The 17,420-nt window shown below is 73.6% G+C and carries 19 protein-coding genes and 3 tRNA genes; 14 read left to right on the forward strand and 8 right to left on the reverse strand.

The features are described 5' to 3' along the window. Window positions 1–34: 34 nt before the first annotated feature. Window positions 35–493: a hypothetical protein gene (locus ACI79A_RS02790; protein ID WP_457079696.1), complete on the forward strand. Its 459-nt coding sequence runs from the start codon at window positions 35–37 to the stop codon at window positions 491–493. A 217-nt stretch (window positions 494–710) separates the two neighbouring features. Continuing rightward, the gene (locus ACI79A_RS02795; RefSeq protein ID WP_457079698.1) at window positions 711–911 is read left to right on the forward strand and encodes a hypothetical protein; all 201 of its coding nucleotides are present in this window, start codon (window positions 711–713) and stop codon (window positions 909–911) included. Between the two features lie 31 nt (window positions 912–942). On the opposite strand, the gene ACI79A_RS02800 is transcribed toward ACI79A_RS02795, so the two are convergent. The 3 genes from ACI79A_RS02800 to ACI79A_RS02810 all read right to left on the reverse strand — a co-directional run bounded on the left by ACI79A_RS02800 (window position 943) and on the right by ACI79A_RS02810 (window position 4,016). Further along, on the reverse strand, window positions 943–1,389 hold the full coding sequence (locus ACI79A_RS02800; protein ID WP_457079700.1) for a GNAT family N-acetyltransferase: 447 nt from the start codon (window positions 1,387–1,389) through the stop codon (window positions 943–945). A 198-nt stretch (window positions 1,390–1,587) separates the two neighbouring features. Next, on the reverse strand, window positions 1,588–3,072 hold the full coding sequence (locus tag ACI79A_RS02805; RefSeq protein WP_457079702.1) for a hypothetical protein: 1,485 nt from the start codon (window positions 3,070–3,072) through the stop codon (window positions 1,588–1,590). Then, the gene (locus tag ACI79A_RS02810) at window positions 3,069–4,016 is read right to left on the reverse strand and encodes a tyrosine-type recombinase/integrase (protein ID WP_457079704.1); all 948 of its coding nucleotides are present in this window, start codon (window positions 4,014–4,016) and stop codon (window positions 3,069–3,071) included. Before ACI79A_RS02810 ends, ACI79A_RS02805 begins: the two co-directional genes overlap by 4 nt. 718 nt (window positions 4,017–4,734) lie before the next feature. Between ACI79A_RS02810 and ACI79A_RS02815 the strand changes: the two genes are divergently transcribed. From ACI79A_RS02815 to ACI79A_RS02825, 3 genes are all read left to right on the forward strand, one after another. Further along, a complete protein-coding gene (locus ACI79A_RS02815) occupies window positions 4,735–4,884 on the forward strand; it encodes a hypothetical protein (RefSeq protein ID WP_457079706.1) in 150 nt (49 codons plus the stop codon). A 641-nt stretch (window positions 4,885–5,525) separates the two neighbouring features. Continuing rightward, window positions 5,526–6,458, forward strand: coding sequence for a hypothetical protein (locus tag ACI79A_RS02820; protein ID WP_457079708.1), 933 nt, complete (start codon window positions 5,526–5,528; stop codon window positions 6,456–6,458). A 10-nt stretch (window positions 6,459–6,468) separates the two neighbouring features. Then, a complete protein-coding gene (locus ACI79A_RS02825) occupies window positions 6,469–7,026 on the forward strand; it encodes a hypothetical protein (RefSeq protein ID WP_457079710.1) in 558 nt (185 codons plus the stop codon). 539 nt (window positions 7,027–7,565) lie between these two features. On the opposite strand, the gene ACI79A_RS02830 is transcribed toward ACI79A_RS02825, so the two are convergent. From ACI79A_RS02830 to ACI79A_RS02840, 3 genes are read right to left on the reverse strand one after another with little or no spacing between them, the layout of a single operon-like run. Next, window positions 7,566–8,453, reverse strand: coding sequence for a Rieske 2Fe-2S domain-containing protein (locus ACI79A_RS02830; protein ID WP_457079712.1), 888 nt, complete (start codon window positions 8,451–8,453; stop codon window positions 7,566–7,568). 10 nt (window positions 8,454–8,463) lie between these two features. Next, window positions 8,464–8,907 (reverse strand): VanZ family protein, encoded by a 444-nt coding sequence (locus tag ACI79A_RS02835; RefSeq protein WP_457079714.1) that lies wholly within the window; start codon window positions 8,905–8,907, stop codon window positions 8,464–8,466. Then, window positions 8,904–9,368, reverse strand: coding sequence for a hypothetical protein (locus tag ACI79A_RS02840; RefSeq protein WP_457079716.1), 465 nt, complete (start codon window positions 9,366–9,368; stop codon window positions 8,904–8,906). Before ACI79A_RS02840 ends, ACI79A_RS02835 begins: the two co-directional genes overlap by 4 nt. Window positions 9,369–9,560: 192 nt before the next feature. Between ACI79A_RS02840 and ACI79A_RS02845 the strand changes: the two genes are divergently transcribed. The 3 genes from ACI79A_RS02845 (at window position 9,561) to ACI79A_RS02855 (ending at window position 11,176) form a co-directional block, all read left to right on the forward strand. Beyond that, a complete protein-coding gene (locus ACI79A_RS02845) occupies window positions 9,561–10,091 on the forward strand; it encodes a GtrA family protein (RefSeq protein WP_457079719.1) in 531 nt (176 codons plus the stop codon). Between the two features lie 72 nt (window positions 10,092–10,163). After that, on the forward strand, window positions 10,164–10,766 hold the full coding sequence (gene wrbA / locus ACI79A_RS02850; RefSeq protein ID WP_457079721.1) for an NAD(P)H:quinone oxidoreductase: 603 nt from the start codon (window positions 10,164–10,166) through the stop codon (window positions 10,764–10,766). 71 nt (window positions 10,767–10,837) lie between these two features. Continuing rightward, window positions 10,838–11,176 carry a hypothetical protein gene (locus ACI79A_RS02855; protein ID WP_457079723.1) on the forward strand — a complete coding sequence of 113 codons (339 nt, stop codon included), beginning with the start codon at window positions 10,838–10,840 and terminating at the stop codon, window positions 11,174–11,176. Between the two features lie 49 nt (window positions 11,177–11,225). Here the strand turns inward: ACI79A_RS02855 and ACI79A_RS02860 are convergent, their stop codons facing one another. After that, window positions 11,226–11,864: an AMIN-like domain-containing (lipo)protein gene (locus ACI79A_RS02860; protein WP_457079725.1), complete on the reverse strand. Its 639-nt coding sequence runs from the start codon at window positions 11,862–11,864 to the stop codon at window positions 11,226–11,228. Between the two features lie 154 nt (window positions 11,865–12,018). Between ACI79A_RS02860 and ACI79A_RS02865 the strand changes: the two genes are divergently transcribed. The 5 genes from ACI79A_RS02865 to ACI79A_RS02885 all read left to right on the forward strand — a co-directional run bounded on the left by ACI79A_RS02865 (window position 12,019) and on the right by ACI79A_RS02885 (window position 14,694). Beyond that, window positions 12,019–12,091: transfer RNA gene (locus tag ACI79A_RS02865), tRNA-Glu, on the forward strand. 72 nt (window positions 12,092–12,163) lie between these two features. Continuing rightward, window positions 12,164–12,240 (forward strand) — tRNA-Asp (locus ACI79A_RS02870). Between the two features lie 31 nt (window positions 12,241–12,271). Then, window positions 12,272–12,345 (forward strand) — tRNA-Phe (locus ACI79A_RS02875). Window positions 12,346–12,449: 104 nt separating this feature from the next. After that, the gene (locus ACI79A_RS02880; RefSeq protein ID WP_457079727.1) at window positions 12,450–13,193 is read left to right on the forward strand and encodes a response regulator transcription factor; all 744 of its coding nucleotides are present in this window, start codon (window positions 12,450–12,452) and stop codon (window positions 13,191–13,193) included. A 13-nt stretch (window positions 13,194–13,206) separates the two neighbouring features. Continuing rightward, window positions 13,207–14,694, forward strand: a complete 1,488-nt coding sequence (locus ACI79A_RS02885) for a sensor histidine kinase (RefSeq protein WP_457079729.1) — start codon at window positions 13,207–13,209, stop codon at window positions 14,692–14,694. A gap of 30 nt (window positions 14,695–14,724) precedes the next feature. On the opposite strand, the gene ACI79A_RS02890 is transcribed toward ACI79A_RS02885, so the two are convergent. After that, the gene (locus ACI79A_RS02890; protein ID WP_457079731.1) at window positions 14,725–15,756 is read right to left on the reverse strand and encodes a hypothetical protein; all 1,032 of its coding nucleotides are present in this window, start codon (window positions 15,754–15,756) and stop codon (window positions 14,725–14,727) included. Window positions 15,757–15,992: 236 nt separating this feature from the next. On the opposite strand from ACI79A_RS02890, the gene ACI79A_RS02895 reads away from it, so the two are divergent. Continuing rightward, window positions 15,993–17,420 carry a hypothetical protein gene (locus ACI79A_RS02895; RefSeq protein WP_457079733.1) on the forward strand — a complete coding sequence of 476 codons (1,428 nt, stop codon included), beginning with the start codon at window positions 15,993–15,995 and terminating at the stop codon, window positions 17,418–17,420.

The raw sequence follows: 17,420 nt of genomic DNA on the forward strand, positions 1-17,420 counted from the left end.
GGGGCAGTTGGGCGCCGACGGCGGCACGGTCGGCGTGAGTCCCCCCAGCCCGCACCCGGACCGCTGCCCGACCTGCGGCCGGCGCGCACGCATCCGCGTCGCCTTCCTCCTGCTGCCCGTGTGCTCGCCGTTCAGCCCCGTAGGAGAGGGCTGCTCAAGAGTCCACGCGACCCGGACCATCGCGGCGAGGTGGTCGAGCTGGGCAGACGTCGCCGCCGCGCACACCGAGGCGGCCGCCGAGCTCCGCCATCGGCCGGACGGTACGGAGTGGCACGAGCGGACCGTCGCCTACCTCGAGCAGCGCGGCCAGTACGCCGCGTTCCTGGCCGCCGCACCCAGCGACTCCGCACGCCGCCTGGCCCTGGGCCTGTGGAGCGGCGACCCGCCCCGGCTCAGCGTGGCCGACACCGCAACGCTCATCGCGGGCGTCCTGACCGAACCACCCGCACAGGACACACAGACCGACACCGGGGAGGCCGACCCGAAGCACTGACAAGCTCCACCGAGGGCCTGTCCCCTGGGCCCGTGTGCCACCACCCACATCGCTCAAGGCGGCTCCAAGGACAAGCCGGAGTCTTCGTCCGCCGTCAACGAGTTCGTCCTGGCTCCTTCCGCCCGATGACACCGACGAAGTAGCCCCGACCTCGTCGGCAGACCGCGGCCGCAACGACGGCGGCAGGGACAGGCCGCTTGCGTGAGAGCGTCTCGCTATGACTGACCTGACGCCCACCGGTTGGTGCTTCTGTGGATGCGGCGAAGCTACGAAGCCGACTCGCTTCTTCGTGCAGACGCACGACCGTGTCGCCGAAACGGCCGTAATCCGTGAGAAGTACGGGTCGATCGCCGCCTTTGTCGTTGCACACGGCTACGGCCCGGACGTGCCCGTGCCGCCGACCAAGGCAGGCCTCTAGGACGTGTCTCCCAAGACCGACTCACGTTGCGCTACAGCGGGCGGATCATCGACAAGATGTCGGTGCGATCTTGCTGTGGCGACGAGGTGAAACCGAGACGGTCGTACACACGCCAGGCGACCACGTTGTCCGCTACAACGTTCAGTCGCACCTCGCTTGCGCCGAGAATCTTGGCCTGCTCCAGTGCTGCGGCGACCAGTTGATTACCCAGCCCTCGACCTCGTCTCACCGGATCGAGCAGGACACGCCCCAACCGGACGCTGGTACCGATCGAGGTCAACTCGAAGTGGCCAACGGGCTCATCGCCGTCGGTCATCACCCAGGCTGTGCGGTTCTCGGCCGCGCCGTTGATCATCTGCTGCGAGGTGAGCGGCCAGGTCAGCCGTGGCCCTGCGAACCGGTGAAGCGCCGCGGCGTCGGGTACCCAACTGACAATGACGGGCACGTCCTCGGCTTGCCGGCGGCGTACACGAATCACGGTCGGGACACTAGCGACCTGCGCTCACCTGAACTGGTAGTTCAGGGACGTGGAGCTTGACCCGATTCTCGGGACACATTCGCCCTCCTCAAGCAGTGGCGCGGCCTGGCCACCAGATACGAAAAGCACGCACTCATCTACCGCGGTGCCGTCGTCCTGGTCGCTGTCCTCGCCTGGACCCGCACTTGAGAGACATGCCTAGGCCGAAGGCCGCCACTGGGTCAGGCGCACCGCACCCAGGCCGGACTGTGCGGCTCGGTGAGCCACCACGGCGTTGGACAGCAACGCGAAGCAGACCGCGTCGAGGAGCTGGCGGCGCCAGCCCAAGCTCATCGCCCTGTTCACCAGCAGCGACCGCTTGAACGCACTGTTGAATGCCTCGGAGTCGTTGCGGATCCCGTAGAGCCGGGCGAAGTCCTCCTCGCCTTCAGCGATCAGCCGCACGTTCTCGGCACGGCGGGCATCAGGGTCGCCGGGCTCACCATGCGGGGTGATCCAGGCGTCGAAGTCGCCCCGGGCGCAGGGCACCACGAAGGCGGCGGAGAAGTGGTAGTTGCCGTTGCCACGGCGGGGGCGCTTCACCTGCCGGCGGATGAGCCGGTGGGTCACCACCGGGTCACCGGCGTCGTCGAGCGTCACCTCTGCGACCGCGCCATCGACGGCGGCGAGGGTGTGGGTGCACGCGCCGTCGTCGGTGTCGTGCTCCCAGTTGCCCAGCGGGTAGCTCTTGACGGCCTTCATCCCGCCCCGCTGGGCCTTCTCCGCGTCACTGAGCGGAGCTGCGGCGACCTTGTTGACCACGACCAGCCCGTGCCGCGTCATCAGCTGCTCCAGGTGCACGCCGCGCAGCGCGCCGTCGTAGACCACCGCCTGCACCCCGGCGCCGGCGACGCGATGCACCTCCCCGATGAGCCGCACAGCGGCCTCAGCCTCCCGCCCGGGTCGCTCAGCCCGCCCGACCGCGAGCACGACCCGCTGAAACGCCGCGTCGCCGCGGGCGTAGACGACCACCAGGTTGGTGCCGTGCACCGGGCCGGTATGCCCGTGCCACTCCGCGCTGTCGGGGTCGTAGCGGCGGGTGGGTGTGTCGACCAGCTCGCCGGTGTCCTTGTCGCGGTAGCGGCGGACCCGCTCCCCCGTCTCCGGGTCGTCGATCCACACCACGGTCGGCGGCTTGTACAGCGAGCGGACGACGGTGCCGTCGCCGTAGACCGTGCGAGACCGGGCCGGATGGTTCAGCGACCCCGGGCCCTTCGGATCCAGCAGCCCGAGGGAGCGTGCCTGAGCCACCGAGCCGGCGATGAACAGCCGGTGCATCTCAGCCAGCGCCTCGTCGGTGGTGAGATGGGTGTTGCGGGCGTACTGCCAGGCCGCCCACGTCGGCGGCCGGTCCCCCGGCGGCGCCCACAGCTCGTCAGGCAGTTCGTCCCGCATGGCGGCGGCCTCGGTCTGCATCAGCGGCCACAGGCCGCCGGTGCGCAGCTCGGCGTCCAGCTTCGCCCCCGAACGGGTCATCCGGGCCAGCACGCCGAAGGCGATAAGCAGGTAGCCGGGGTACACAGGCCGGCGACCCACCGGCGGATCCGCGGGGATGAGCGCGCCCAGCTCGTAGATCGGCCGGTGGCGCATGACGGCCCGCACCTGCTCCACGGTCGAGGGCACAGCACTACGCGGGCGGCTCATCGCGCCTCCCGCCAGGCCAGCGCGACGTCCTCGGCGGCGGAGTCCAGGCTGCGTGCACCCAGCCGGCGGGCCACCTCCTCGATCGGGGCGCCCGCATCGAGGAGTTCGCGGCCAGCCCAGTGCCGCAGCGACGCCGGGCGGACATCCGGCTCCGCGTTCAGCCCGGCCAGGTCCAGGACGGTGCCGAGCGCATTGCAGACGCTGGCCTGCCCGACATGCCCACCGGGCCTCGCCGCGCCGCGGTAGGCCAGCAGCGTGTCGGGGGCAGCACCAGAGGCATGCAGTGTCTCCAGGTGGCGGATCAGCACGGCCTGGCCCCACGCGGTGAGCGTCCCGGTGCGCGGGTCGTGGCGGCGTGTGCCGGGCAGCTGCACCGCCGCGGGTCGGTGCGGGTGGTCCAGGTCGCGGATCCGAAGCGCGCTGATCTCGCTGGACACTGCGGTGGTCTCCCCCAGCGCCCAGCAGACCGCCAGCCGCAGCGTCTTCGCTCCCACGCCCATCCGGCTCGACATCCGGCACAGCGCCGCCTCGTCGGAGGTCAGGGGTCGTGCGGCGAGCACGCCGCGCGGCGGCAGCACCAGGTCCAGCGTGGGATCCCCGTCGTACTCGCCACGAGACCGCAGCGATCGGTACAGCATCCGCAGACAGGTGCGCCGGGCGTGCATGGTGGCCAGCTCCGGCGGTAGCCCGGCCCGCGTCGGAGCGTGCACGAACGCCGCGGCGTCCGATGGCCGCTCCTGCCCGAACCGGTGCACACCGGTGCGTTCCAGTCGGCGCACGTACCGGCCGACCGTCTCGGTGGCGCGCAGCATCGTCTGCTCGCTGATCAACCGCTCGTCGCGCCACTGCGCAATCACCGCGGCCATCGCGTCGGCCAGCGGTGGCCCGGCTGTCGCCGTGGCCGTCGCCGGCGGGGTGCTCTTGGCGGCTACCCGTCGCCCCACGTCGTCTCCCTTGGTCGGGTGTGTGACGGGGGCAAGGTGCGGGCGATCCCCGCGGCTGCATTCGCCCGCACCCCCGATCACGTGCGTTCTCGGGCTCGTCGGCGGGTGATTGCGCAGCAGCCAGGAACCGCGCACAGACCTCCAAGTCCGGTCTCGTGCCGGTGACCGCCGGCGTCACGCCCGGACCGCCTTCGGGCGGGCCCTTTGCGGCTCATCCCCATAGCGATGGCCGCAGACAACTCCACAGAGACGCACAGACCGCGCGGCGCGCCGCCGCGGACGCACGTCGCGCGCCGATGGCATCGAAGGAGGTGATGAGCAGCCACCGGGCGCGACGGGGACAGGCTCCGGCACAGAGGAGGTGATCAGCCGCCGTAGCCACCCATGCACCCGCCACGCAGGCGAGCTCACGGGAGCTTGTCGCCGCCCCGGTCCAGCCGACCACCCGAGTAAAGGACGCGACCCCAGCAGCCGATGGTTCGACGACCACCGTCGGTGAGAGCGGAGCGGAGCGCAGTGACTGATCTGGGTTCCAGTGCACCAGGCGTCCACGTCGGGGAACTGGCTGGCCGCACGAGCGGCGACATGGAAGGCGGCCAGGAGCCGCGCGCGCAGGGCGAGAACAAGTCCCGAAGGTCGTTGATGATCGCCTCGCTGATCTGCAACGTGGTGCTCTTCGGCGGCCTTGCCGTGGCGGGCGTGGCCCTACACAGGGTCGATGAGCGGCTCGACTCAGTGGCAGAGCAAGCTGCTGCGCCCGGTCCTCCCGGCCCTCAAGGCGATCGGGGACCGGCAGGGCCCGCAGGACCTCCCGGAGTCGACGGCGAAGACGGCGAGACATGCCAGTTCGGTTCTCCGGTGCGCATGATGGTCGTCACGGGCGTTCGGTCTGGGGTTTCCCCTGGCGATCCGGTCAGGGTCACGATGGACTCGATCGAGGTCTGCCAGTAAGCGGACGTCGGTATCAGGCTGTGTCAGCTGGAAGCTCTGTTGGCCAGCGTTGAGACGTGCGCGGACTCGGCGGAGGATGGCGTGGGTACCAGCCGGTGAAATGCTGGAGAGACGCCGCCGGCCGGCCGAGGACGCTGGTTTCGTCCTCGGCCGGCCGGCCGGCCGTTCCTCCTCGGACTCCGTCAGGCGGCGACCCCCAGGTCGTCGCTCAGCGAGTCCAGCTCCTTCTCGAGGGCGTCCATGAGCCGGTCTACCTTGTCGAGCGCGATCCGCATCCGGCGGATGCGGGCGACGAGCGCGTCGCTGGAGCCGTGGACTCCTCACCGCTCTCCGAGCTGCTCTTCGCGAGGGCCTTGAGGGGCTCCTCCGTCCGGCTCTCCGGACGCCGGTAGTAGCTCCCCTGCCCCAGGTGACGGAGCAGGCTTCGAGCCGGACTGGAGCGGCGACGACGCGGGCGTTCGCCGCGTAGAGGGGCGCCCCTCTAGATGTCGCGCGGTCCGGACGACCCCCTCCGGCCCGTCCCGTCACAGGAACGCTCGAGCGTCGATACTGATCTCCGTGAGCATGTCCTCCAGGCGCGTCCGCTTCTACGAAATCCTCAGCGACGCCGGCGAGCGCCTGCAGCCGATCGATGTGGAGAAGCACTTCTTCGACGTCGTCGCGTCCCTCCCACCAGGGGCGACCGAGCATTGGCGGAACGAGTACGGGCTCCGTGCACGAGGACGGGTCTGGCGCCCCGCCGCCGGCGCTGGAGCTCGACCGCGGACCGATCTGATCGTCATCGATCGGGTCCATCGCGAGCCCAACTTCAACTACGTCTCCCCTGGCGGCACCTACTCGGAGCACCGGTTCCCCGACGACGACACCGAGTTCGCGGAGCCGAAGTTCCTCGCCTTCTTCGAGCGCAACCTGGTTGCCACCTTCACCAGCGGGCTGCGTATGACGGCGGTGGAGGCCAGCATCAACACGTGGCGGTCGGCCCGCTCTCTCGCGCCGATCACCTTCGCGCCCGTGGTCGACACCGATCGGCTGAAGCGGCTGGCCGAGGCGGACTCCGTGGGCAAGCTGGCGGTACAGCTCCCGGCAGAGGTCGCCCGAAGGGTCTACAACGAGCGCACCACGACCCTGGGACGCTTCATCCACAGTCGCGCGCAGCGGGAGGGCCGGATCGCCATCGAACTGCAGATCGACATCTCGGACCAGGATGCCTCTGATGAACTTCGGGACGAGCTGAGCTTCCTTCTGGAGGACGACGTCTACAGCGAGCTGGTGGACCAGGAAGGCACTGGGGTGGTCGCCACCTACTACACCGAGGACAGCCGGGCGCCGCACAGCCACAACTTCCTCGGACAAGCCCTGGCGATCACCGTGCAGGTCGAGGTTCCTGAGCCCGAGCTGGGGCCGCAGCCGTGGAGCGCGAGCGAGGCGCTCGTGGACGCGTTTGCACGGCGGCGCGATCGAATCGAGCAGGTTGTCCCCGAGGATGGCTAGCCTCCGGAGCATGGCGGCCAGACGCAGGCTTCGTGACCGAATCGAGGATCTCGTACTCGAACGACCGGTCCTGGACTACGTCGGCGCCCTCATAACCGTGGGCCTACTACTCGGCCTCGCCCAGTACTTCGCCGGGGCCGACGTCCTCGGCCACCTCTCGGACGTAGCCCGGGTGGAGCTGTACGGACGCCTGATCGCCCCCCTGTCGATCGTCGCGAGCATCGCCACAGCCGCCCTTGCGGTGTACGCCGGCAACCAAGGCCCGACGATGACGCTGCTCCGCGCCGCATACGGCGCTCGAGTCCTCAAGCAGTTCCGAGGTGCCGCCGTGGCGGCGGTCGTCGGCGTCGTCATCTTGATCGCGGCGTACGTCGCACAGACCGGCTACAACGCCGACTGGACGCGGTGGGTCGTCATCGGCGCGACGGCGTTCATCGTTCTACGAACCATCAGGGTGCTGTTCTTCTACAGCCACATCCTCAAGATCGTGGACGAGGACAAGACCCCGCTACCCCCGCGTCCGCGCTTGGACGACCTGCCTGCGCGCCGCCCCAACCCGACCCGCTAGTCCCGGCTCATGACAGGGCCGCGCAGCGATGCGGGGCGCCCTCCGGAGCGACGTCTTCGGTCAGCGCCCATGTCGCGTGGGAACCGATCACCGTTCCCGGCCCAGTCGACATGCGTTCCGTCCGACGGGCGGCGGCGTCCCAGCAGGACAGTGATGGACCGTTCGGACCGCATGCGAAGTAGCAGGTGAAGGGGGTTTTCTGCATCCACCAGAGGCCCGGGACGCGGAACGGGTCCCGGGCCGAGGATAGAGACACCGCCGGCGGGGCCCACCGTTGCGCACCCGCCGTCAGTCTCTCCACGGCGGACCGACGGTCGGCGCACAACCGCGAGGTGGCGACCGGCGCGGGCCTCAGAAGATCGCCATGAACAGCAGCACGAGGATCGCGGTCACCACGAGGCTGACCAGCAGGGAGCCCAGGCAGCCGAGGCGGTTGGAGAAGAAGAAGAACATCCACCGCCGATGCCCACGAGCGCCGGTCAGCACACCCGGCCGAGCAGTTCCTGCAGCCGCAGCCCGTCCTCGTCAGCCGCGGGCGGTCACTTCTGCACGTGCCGCTGCGGCAGCCGGGCGAAGGCGCGCCCGGCCTCGTAGCGGACCTCCATCTTCTCCTGGGCCACCGCCGACGGGCCGCGGCGCGGCTGCCCGTTGTCCAGGTCGAACGCGGAGCCGTGCCACGGGCACACCAGGCAGGTGCTGCCGTGCACCTCCTCCAGCTCCCCCTCGGCCAGCGGGCCGCCCACGTGCGCGCACGCGCCGACGAAGGCGTCGACCCGCGGGCCGCGCCGGACGGCGGCGATCGGCACCGGCGTGCCCTGCCCCTCCCCGGTGCGCAGCGTGGGGCGCCCCTCGGGGAGGTCGTCGAGCGGCCCGAGGTCGATCCAGTCGGTGGTCATCTGCCGGGCGGTCGCCGTCGAGTGGTTCGCCCCGGCCGCCTGCGCGTAGGACATGTGCCCGCCGATGGCGGCCGACCCGCTCGCCAGGCCCAGTCCGCTGTAGGCCAGCGCCAGGCCCAGCCCACCTCGCCCCTTCGCCCGGGCGACGAGCGAGCCGACGTAGAGGCCGAGGGCCGCCACGTTCGCCACCGCGTGCACCGCACCCAGGCGCCGCACGTCGTCGTCCTGCTCGGACCAGTCGGCCGCACCGGCCATCGCGGTCGGCACGCTGGCGGCGACCCCGGTGCCGATCAGCACGGTGGCGGCCGGCCGGGTCGGCGGCGCCAGGTCGAGGATCCCGGCGGAGGCCCAGGTGCCGACCGGCACCATGGCCAGGATCGGGTGCACCGGATGGCCCAGCCAGCTGCCGTGCAGCAGGTCCTTGAACCCCTGCGGCCGCAGCAGGCCGTTGACCGCCTTGCGGGCGGCCTCCAGCTGCTCGTCGAACCTCGACACCTCGGACAGGCGGTCCAGCACACCCAGCAGGCTCATGCGCCCTCCCCTACCCGGCAGAGCCCGCCGGAATCCGGGAGTCGGCGAGTGCAGCCAGGAGGCCCGCGGTGAGCAGCCCCGCCACCACCGCCCCCGCCGCGTTGAGGGCGGCGTCGACCGGGGACACCACCCGCCCCAGCGGCAGCTGCCACTGCAGCAGCTCGATCGCTGCTCCGGCGGCGACCGCCACCGTGCCCAGCCGGGCCGGCGGCCGCAGCGCCGGCCAGCGGAGCACCGCCAGCACGGCCGCCGGGGCCAGCAGCAGCAGGTTCCCGACCAGCTGGACCGCGACCCCCGGGCGCTCGGCCGCCGTGGCGTACCAGCGCAGTTCGGCCACCGGGTCCGCCCAGGAGGTCACCCCCGCGGCCGCCGGGGTCAGCGTGACGAGGGCGACCAGCAGCAGCACGCCGGCCAGGCCCAGCTCCAGGCCCCGGTGGGTGCCCGCCGTCGTCACCGGAAGGCCGCCCAGTCGATCTCTTCCGCCACCACCGCCACCGCGGCGGCGCCGACGGCGTCGACCTCCCCGGCCAGCGCGGGCAGCGCCTCGACCCCGGCCGTCGTCCGCAGCCGCGCGGCCAGCCGGTCCGCGGCGTGCCGCAACCGGGCGGACGCCGGGCCGTCGACCTCCGGGGGCGGCTCCAGCACGTACTCCTGCCCGAGCTCCGCGCAGAGCCCGGGCAGGCGGGCGAGCAGTCCGGCGCTGGCGGCGGCGGTCCGCCACGCCACACCGGACACCAGCTCCGGCCGGCAGGTGCCTGCGGCCTCGGCCCAGCGCAGCAGGGCCACCACCTCCGCCCAGAGGACGTCCGACACCACCTGGGTCGCGGCGCCGCCGGACGGGGGTCGGTGGGCGCGGACCAGCACCCCGGACAGCGTGGGGTCGAACAACCAGGAACGACGCTCCGGATCGCGCATGGACCGACGCTGGCGTGGGCACCTGACGGGCGCCTGACGCGCACCTGGGAAACGGCTGGCAGCTCGACGGGTGACCGACCTCATGGGAAGTTGCACGACGCACCGGGAATTCACAGGCGTCACACGGGTTCCATGCCCGAGCATGGTCCTGACCACGTCCAGGCCCTGCACCGCCCTTGAGAGGAACCTCGCGTGACCTGCCCGTCCCTGCTGCGCCGCTCCGCCATCAGCGGCGTCCACGAGGGGCACCTGCTGGTCACGGCCGGCCGACGGCGGGCCACCTCCCTGCTGCGTGCGGCCGCCGTCCGGCTGCGCCAGGACGACGCCGTCGCCCAGTTCGCCCGCTTCGTGGTGGTCGGCGGCCTGTCCAGCGCGCTGTACGCCGCCGTCTTCGTGGGCCTCGGCCCCCTCGGCGACCAGCCCGCCAACCTCTCCGGGGCGATCGCCTCCACGCTGCTGGCCAACGAGCTGCACCGGCGGCTGACCTTCCACGCCGGCGGCCGCGTCTCCTGGTTCACCGCACAGTGGGAGGGCGGCGGGCTGGCCGGCATCGGGCTGGTCGCCACCTCCCTCGCCCTGGCGGGGGTGCACGCCCTGGTCGGCGACATCGGCACCGGCCCGCAGCTGTGCCTGATCGCGGCGGTCACCGGGCTCATCGGGCTGATCCGGTTCGTCGCCCTGCGCAGCTGGGTCTTCCCCGCCGCAGGCGAACGGCAGGAGTAGCCGCACCGGCCCTCGGGTAGCGGGGCCACCGCTGGTTGAACCCGCAACCACGCCCGACCCGAGGAGTCCACCGTGGCGAAGATCGCCGTCGTCTACTACTCGTCCACCGGCAACACCCACCAGCTGGCCGCCGCGCTCGCCGAGGGCGCCGCCGATGCGGGAGCCGAGGTCCGCCTGCGCCGGGTGCCCGAGCTGGCCCCCGCCGAGGCCATCGCCTCCAACCCCCTGTGGCAGGCGCACGTCGACACGACCGCGGGCGAGGTCGAGGAGGCCACCCCGGCCGACATGGAGTGGGCCGACGGCTACGCGCTGGGCACGCCCACCCGCTTCGGCACGCCCGCTGCGCAGATGAAGCAGTTCATCGACACCCTCGGCGGCCTCTGGTTCACCGGGAAGCTCGCCAACAAGGGCGCCACGGCGTTCACCAGCGCGCAGAACGTCCACGGCGGCAACGAGTCGACGATCCTGACGCTGTTCAACGTCTTCTCCCACTTCGGGGCGGTCATCGTGCCCCCCGGGTACACCGACCCGCTGCTGTTCGCCGCCGGCGGCAACCCGTACGGCGTCTCGAACGCCTCCGGTGGCCAGTCCGCCACCGCCACCGAGGCCGAGCTCGCCGCCGCCCGCTACCAGGGACGCCGGCTGGCCGAGGTGACCGCCAAGCTCGTCGCCTGAGCGCCCGCGCCGACCCGCCGGAGCCCGAGCGGTCACCCCGCCCGGGCTCCGGCGCGCCCTACGCTCCAGGCATGCCGACCCAGCCCGCCCGCCGCACCCGCTCCACCGCCGCGACGCTCGCCGTCGGAGCACTGCTGTTGGCCCCGCTCACCGCCTGCAGCTTCAGCTCGGAGAACGTCTCCTGCGCCGACAACCGGTGCACGGTCACCCTGTCCGGCGAGGGCGCCTCCGCCACGGTGCTCGGCACCGACATCAGCTTCGGCGGCGTGCAGGACGGCCAGGCCACCGTCTCGGTGGGCGACACCTCCGTCTCCTGCGGGGAGGGCGACACCGTGTCGGCCGGGCCGCTCGAGCTCGCGTGCACGTCGGTGGACAGCGACTCGGTCGAGCTGACCGCCTCGCTGGGCTGAGCCCGGCTCAGGGCGCTCGGGTCAGGGCGCTCGGGTCGGGGCGCTCGGGTCAGGGCGCCTTCGCCACGTCGACCACCAGCCGGGGCGGATCGCTCAGCGCCGACACCCGGAACGGCAGCCGGCCGGAGGTGCCGATCCAGGCCAGCGACTGCCCCTCGAAGGTCCCGTCGTAGACGACGCCCTCGACCGGCCCGGTCCCGCTGCCCACCGGGCCGCGGGACAGCTCCTCGGCGCCGGTGTCGTAGGGGTAGCTCGTGCCGGTGAGGATCACCTGGAGGTACGCCTCACCCGGGACGTCGACCGGCGCGCCCTTCCCCTGCGACGTCGGCTGGTCCACGTACTCGACCTGCCAGCCCGGCGCCCCGGTTCCGGCGAGCTCGAACACCACCCGTTCGAAGCCCTCGTGGTCGCCGATCCGCACCGACGTCGCGGTCAACCCCTCGGCACCGGCCGGGTCACCGCTGGCGGCGGCCGTGCCGGTGGGCACGTCGACGGGCTCGGCGCCCTCGTCCGGAGCGGCGGCGGGGCTCGTCGCGGTCGCGGTGGGGGCCGGGGCGCTGGAGGTCGTCCCGCCGGAGGCGGCGGTGTCGGTGTCGGTCGGCTCCCCCTGGCCGCACCCGGCGAGGAGCAGGGTGGCGGTCAGCAGGACGACGGAGCTGGCCCCACGGGACAACCGGCGGATGCGCACACCGCGATGCTGGCACGCCGGGGACCTGCGACGGAGCCGCCACGCGGTCCGGCCGGACAGCCGCGGGCGGGAGAGCCCGGCACCCCCGCCCGACCCCCCGGTGGGAGCCGCTTCCGGGGGCATGTATGGTTCTCCATGCCTCCGGCGCTGATGAGCCCTCATCGTCTAGCGGTCCAGGACGCCGCCCTTTCAAGGCGGTAGCACGGGTTCGAACCCCGTTGGGGGCACGCAGGACCGAGCCGGGCGACCGGCACGGAGCACCACAGCACGGCACGCACCAGAGAACAGCACGATCGCAAGGCCCTGTAGCGCAGTTGGTTAGCGCGCCGCCCTGTCACGGCGGAGGTCGCGGGTTCGAGTCCCGTCAGGGTCGCCATCCGGCGCCCGGCACCAGCCGGGTCCGGTGGGGGCAGGTAGCTCAGTCGGTACGAGCGCTCGCCTGAAAAGCGAGAGGTCGGCGGTTCGACCCCGCCCCTGCCCACCCACTCCCCTCTGTCGCGCGGTCCCGCTGCCACTCGGCCGGTTGACAGCCACTTCCTGGCCCGGTCACAGGGAACTCGCAGGCTCGCCCGTCAGAGTTCGGGCATGACGACGAGCACCCCCTCGGCCCCCAGCTCCCGGGCCCAGCTGACCCGCCCCGACGGCAGCGCCCTGCGGGTGCTGGTCGTCGACGACGAGCCCTCCATCTGCGAGCTGCTGTCGATGGCGCTCCGGTACGAAGGCTGGGACGTGCGCACCGCGGCCGACGGCGCCGAGGCGGTCCGCACCGCCCGCGACTTCCGGCCCGACGCCGTCGTCCTGGACGTGATGCTGCCGGACATGGACGGCCTGGAGGTGCTGCGCCGGCTGCGCGCGGACACCCCGCTGGTGCCGGTCGTCTTCCTCACCGCCAAGGACGCGCTGGAGGACCGGATCGCCGGCCTCACCGCCGGCGGTGACGACTACGTCACCAAGCCGTTCAGCCTGGAGGAGGTCGCCGCCCGGCTGCGCGGCCTGCTGCGCCGCACCAGCCGCGTCGTCGCCGACGACGGCCTGCTGGTGGTGGGCGACCTCACGCTGAACGAGGAGAGCCACGAGGTCACCCGCGGCGGCGACGACATCCGGCTCACCGCCACCGAGTTCGAGCTGCTGCGCTACCTCATGCGCAACCCCAAGCGGGTGCTGTCCAAGGCGCAGATCCTCGACCGGGTGTGGCAGTACGACTTCGGCGGCCAGGGCAACATCGTCGAGCTCTACATCTCCTACCTGCGCCGCAAGATCGACGCCGGCCGGACGCCGATGATCCACACGCTCCGGGGCGCCGGGTACGTGATCAAGCCCGCTGCCTGACACGCTGGCGCCGGTGAGCTCCGGCCCCTCCCGTCGTTCCCGCCGTTCGCTGCGCACCCGGCTGCTGGTCGCGTTCGTCGTCCCGCTGGTCGGTGTCCTCGTGCTGGTCGGCGTCGTCTCGGTGACCGCGCTGCGGTCGGAGCTCATCAGCCAGGTCGACACGCAGCTCGGGGCGGTCGCCGACCGCGCCAGAGACCCCGACCGGGGCCCCCGGCCCGGGGGCGACGGTCGCCGCGGGCCGGACGGCCTGGGCGCTCCCGGTCAGGGAGAGGGGACCCTGGTCGCCGAGATGAGCGACGGGGCCGTCGCCCGGTCCGGGGTGCTGGCCCAGAGCGGCGAGGAGCTGCCGCTGACCGACGCCCAGGACGCCGTGCTGGCCGAGCTGCCCACCGACGGCGAGCCGGTGACCCGGGATCTCGGCGGCGAGCTGGGCAGCTACCGGCTGGTGGCGCGCCCGACCCCCGGCGACGACGTGCTGGTGACCGGTCTGCCGCTGCGCGGTGCGGCCGGTGCCGTGCGCAGCCTGGTCACCGTCGAGCTCCTGGCCGGCCTGGTCGCCCTGCTCGCCGCCGCGGGCGCCGCCGTGCTGGTCATCCGCCGCGCCCTGCGACCGCTGGACCGGGTGGCCGCCACCGCGACCCGGGTGGCCGAGCTGCCGCTGGCCAGCGGCGAGGTGCGGCTGGCCGAGCGGGTGCCCCCGCAGGACACCGACCCCGGCACCGAGGTCGGCCAGGTCGGGACGGCGCTGAACCGGCTCCTGGACCACGTCGAGGGGTCGCTGGCCGCCCGCCAGGCGTCGGAGACCCAGGTCAGGCAGTTCGTCGCGGACGCCAGCCACGAGCTGCGCACGCCGCTGGCCTCCATCCGCGGCTACGCAGAGCTGGTGCGCCGCCAGCGCGACGAGGTGCCGGCCGACGTCGGGCAGGCGATGCGCCGGGTGGAGTCCGAGGCGGTCCGCATGACCGAGCTGGTCGAGGAGCTGCTGCTGCTCGCCCGCCTGGACGCCGACGCCGAGGCCGGGCGGGAGCTGGCCACCGAGGAGGTCGACCTGACCGCGCTGGTGGTCGACGTGGTCACCGACGCGCACGTCGCCGGCCCCGGGCACCACTGGCAGCTGGACCTGCCCGACGAACCGGTGCTGGTACCCGGCGACGCCGCCCGGCTGCACCAGGTGGTGGCCAACCTGCTCGCCAACGTGCACGCGCACACCCCGGAGGGGACGACGGCGACCACCCGGTTGCGCACCGAGGGCGGCTGGGCGGTGCTGCGTGTGGCCGACGACGGGCCGGGGGTCCCTGCCGCGCTCCAGGCGCACGCCTTCGAGCGGTTCGCCCGCGGGGACGCCTCCCGGTCACGCAACGCCGGCAGCACCGGTCTGGGGCTGGCGATCGTGCAGGCCGTGGTGGCCGCCCACGGCGGCACGGTGGGGCTGATCAGCGCACCGGGCGCCACCGAGATCACGGTGCGGCTGCCCGGCGCGACCACGGCGCCGGCGGCCTGAGCGGGCCCGGCGCGGGGGGGGGGGGGGACCTCAGACCGACAGCGCGTCGGCGGCGACCTGCGCGTAGACCTGGGCGTGCAGCCGCCGCACCGCCTCCGCCTGCTCGGTGCGCCACTGCCGGTCGACGCGGGCGGGCGCGGGCCGGGTCAGCGCGGCGACGACCGCGGAGTTCAGCGAGGCGGCGTCCAGCCCCGCGCGGGGCTCGTTGCCGTACACGACGACGTCGGACCACTGCTGGGTGTGGTAGCCCCCGCCGGGGACGACCGCGCGCGTGCCGGCGTCCCGGCACAGCTCCACCCAGCTGTCGTGCGTGCCCGACCGCCGGGGCAGCACCGACACGTGCAGCTCCTGCAGGTGGCGCACCCACGAGGCAGGGTCCTCGGCCCAGCTGGACCGCAGCTCCAGCTCCCCCGCCGCGGCCAGCGCGGCGAGCTCCGACAGCCGGGCGGCGACGTCGACGTCGGGGTGCACGTCGACCCGCAGCCGCCCGCCGCCGGAGACGGCCCCGGACAGGGCGGCCCGCACCAGCTCCACCGGCTCGGCGACCTCTGGCTCGAGCCGGCCCAGGTGCACGCCGACCAGCCGGGTCTCCCGGCCCACGTCGGGGGTGGGCGCGGCCAGCGACGGGTGGGCGACCACGATCGCGGTCCGGGCGAACCGGTCGGCGATCTCGTCGGCCGCACCGGGGGTCAGCGTGAGCACCACCTCGGCGGTGGTCAGCAGCGTGCGCAGGTGCGCCTGGTGGCGCCCCGGCGTGGTCCCGGCCGGAGGTCGCAGGTCGTGCACGGTGACCAGCAGCGGCACCCCGGCCCGCCGCACGGCCGCGGTCCAGCGGTCCATCTCGGGGATCGTGAGGTGCTCGTAGCCGGCGTGCAGGTGCAGCACGTCCACCTCCCCGGCGTGCGCGTCGAGGTGGTCGGGGTCCAGCCACGGGCTCGGGGTGGTGTCCGGGCCGACCGGCACGACGGAGGCGGGCAGGACGGCCGCGACGTACGGGCTGCGAGCGGGGACGCTCGCCACCCGCACGGTGGGCGCGCTCGATCCAGCGGGCACTGCGGTCACGCGGACGTACGCCTCCTGCGGTCGTGCACGGCGACAGGAGGGGTCCGGCGCTCCTCGACGGTCGGTGCGGTGCTGCTCAGCCTGCCCGACCCGGCTACCCCGCGTGCTCGGAGACCAACCCACAGCTCACCCCTGCGGGGGATCCGGTGACCGCGCGGCTGGCTGCGCAGAGGGCCTGGAGTCGGCTAGGTTCCGCGCACTCCCCCACGGCGGGGGGCGACCCGGGAGGCACACGCGTGGACGAGCACGGCGGAGCGGCCGCGACGTCCGCGCCCTCGGCCGATCCCGTGGCGGACCCGGCCCGGCGGTGCCGGCGGACGGACCCGCGGCTGGTGGTCGCGGGGCTGCTGGTCGTGCTGCTGGCGATCGGCGCCGTGGTCATGCTCGTGCTCCGCGGCCACCCGCTCACCGTCGACGGCCGCTACGTCACCGACCCGCCGGCGGTCCTCGCCGACGCCGACCGCCGGTTCGCGGACTACGTCGACCAGCGCACCGGTGCCCGCGGCCCGGACACCCGCTGCTGGTTCCAGCTGATCGACCCGGACGGCACCGAGGTCGCCCGTGAACTGCTGTGCGGCCCGGCGCTCTTCGTCGGCGGCGACCCCGGCCGCAGCTGGCTGCGGTTCCCGCTGACCGTGACCGCGGCCGGCGGCGACGTCCGGCTGCGCACCGCCGGCCTGCCCGCCGACCCCGAACCGCAGGCCGTGGACGACGCCGACCTGCTGTTCCGCCCCGACGGGAGCCGCCCGCCGTCCGGCAGCGCCGGCCTGCGGGTGCCCGAGGTGCCGCGCGCCGAGCCGGGGTTCACCGCCGTCGGTCCGTTCCCCGCGCTGCCCTGGACGGCACCCGCGGGGCCGGCCCGGCTCTCCGGCCCCGCGGCCGCGGTCACGGTGACCGGGCTGGCCACACCGGACGTCGTGGGTACCGGGGACGCCGCCCGCCGGCCCGCCGACGGCCAGCGGTTCCTGGCCGTGCGTTACACGGTCGACCCGGGCGAGGGCCGGTCCACCGCACCGCCCGCGCTGAGCTACCAGGTACCGGGCGCTGCGCCGGTGCCGGTCGCCCCGGCGCTGGTGGCACCCGGCAGCACGGTGGAGGCCGTGGTCGCCGTCCCCGCGGACGCGACGCAGGCCGACCTGGTGGTCCTCGACGACGGCGTCGAGCAGCGGCTGTCGCTGCTGGACGGCTCACCCGACCCGGGGAACGTGCAGGTGCTGGCGCGCACCAACCGGACGGCGGAGGTGGGCGCCAGCCGGCAGGTCGACGCCGCCTTCAGCGCCCCCGGCCGGGTGACCGCGTCCTTCCCGGTGACCGTGCGGCTGGACGCGGCGACGCTGCGGTGGTTCGCCGGCCCCGACGGGTCGGCGCAGCCCACCGACCCGTCCCGCGCGCACCTGGTGCTGGACGTGACCATGGCGCTGCCCGAGGGCGATCCGGGCGCCGTCCCGGTCGAGCTGCTCACCCTGGTGCTGCCCGACGGCACCCGGCGCCCCGGCATCGACCTCAGCCGGGCCGCCGACCGGGTGCTGGCCGCCTTCGACGTCCCGGCGGGCTTCACCGACGGCGAGGTCGTCGTCCGCGGCCGGGCCACCTTCCCCGACGGGCTGACCGCCGACCTGGGCGCCGGCGAGGCGCGGTTCCCCGTCGAGATCCCGGCGGGCTGA

It is taken from the genome of Modestobacter sp. SYSU DS0657 (assembly GCF_054050925.1).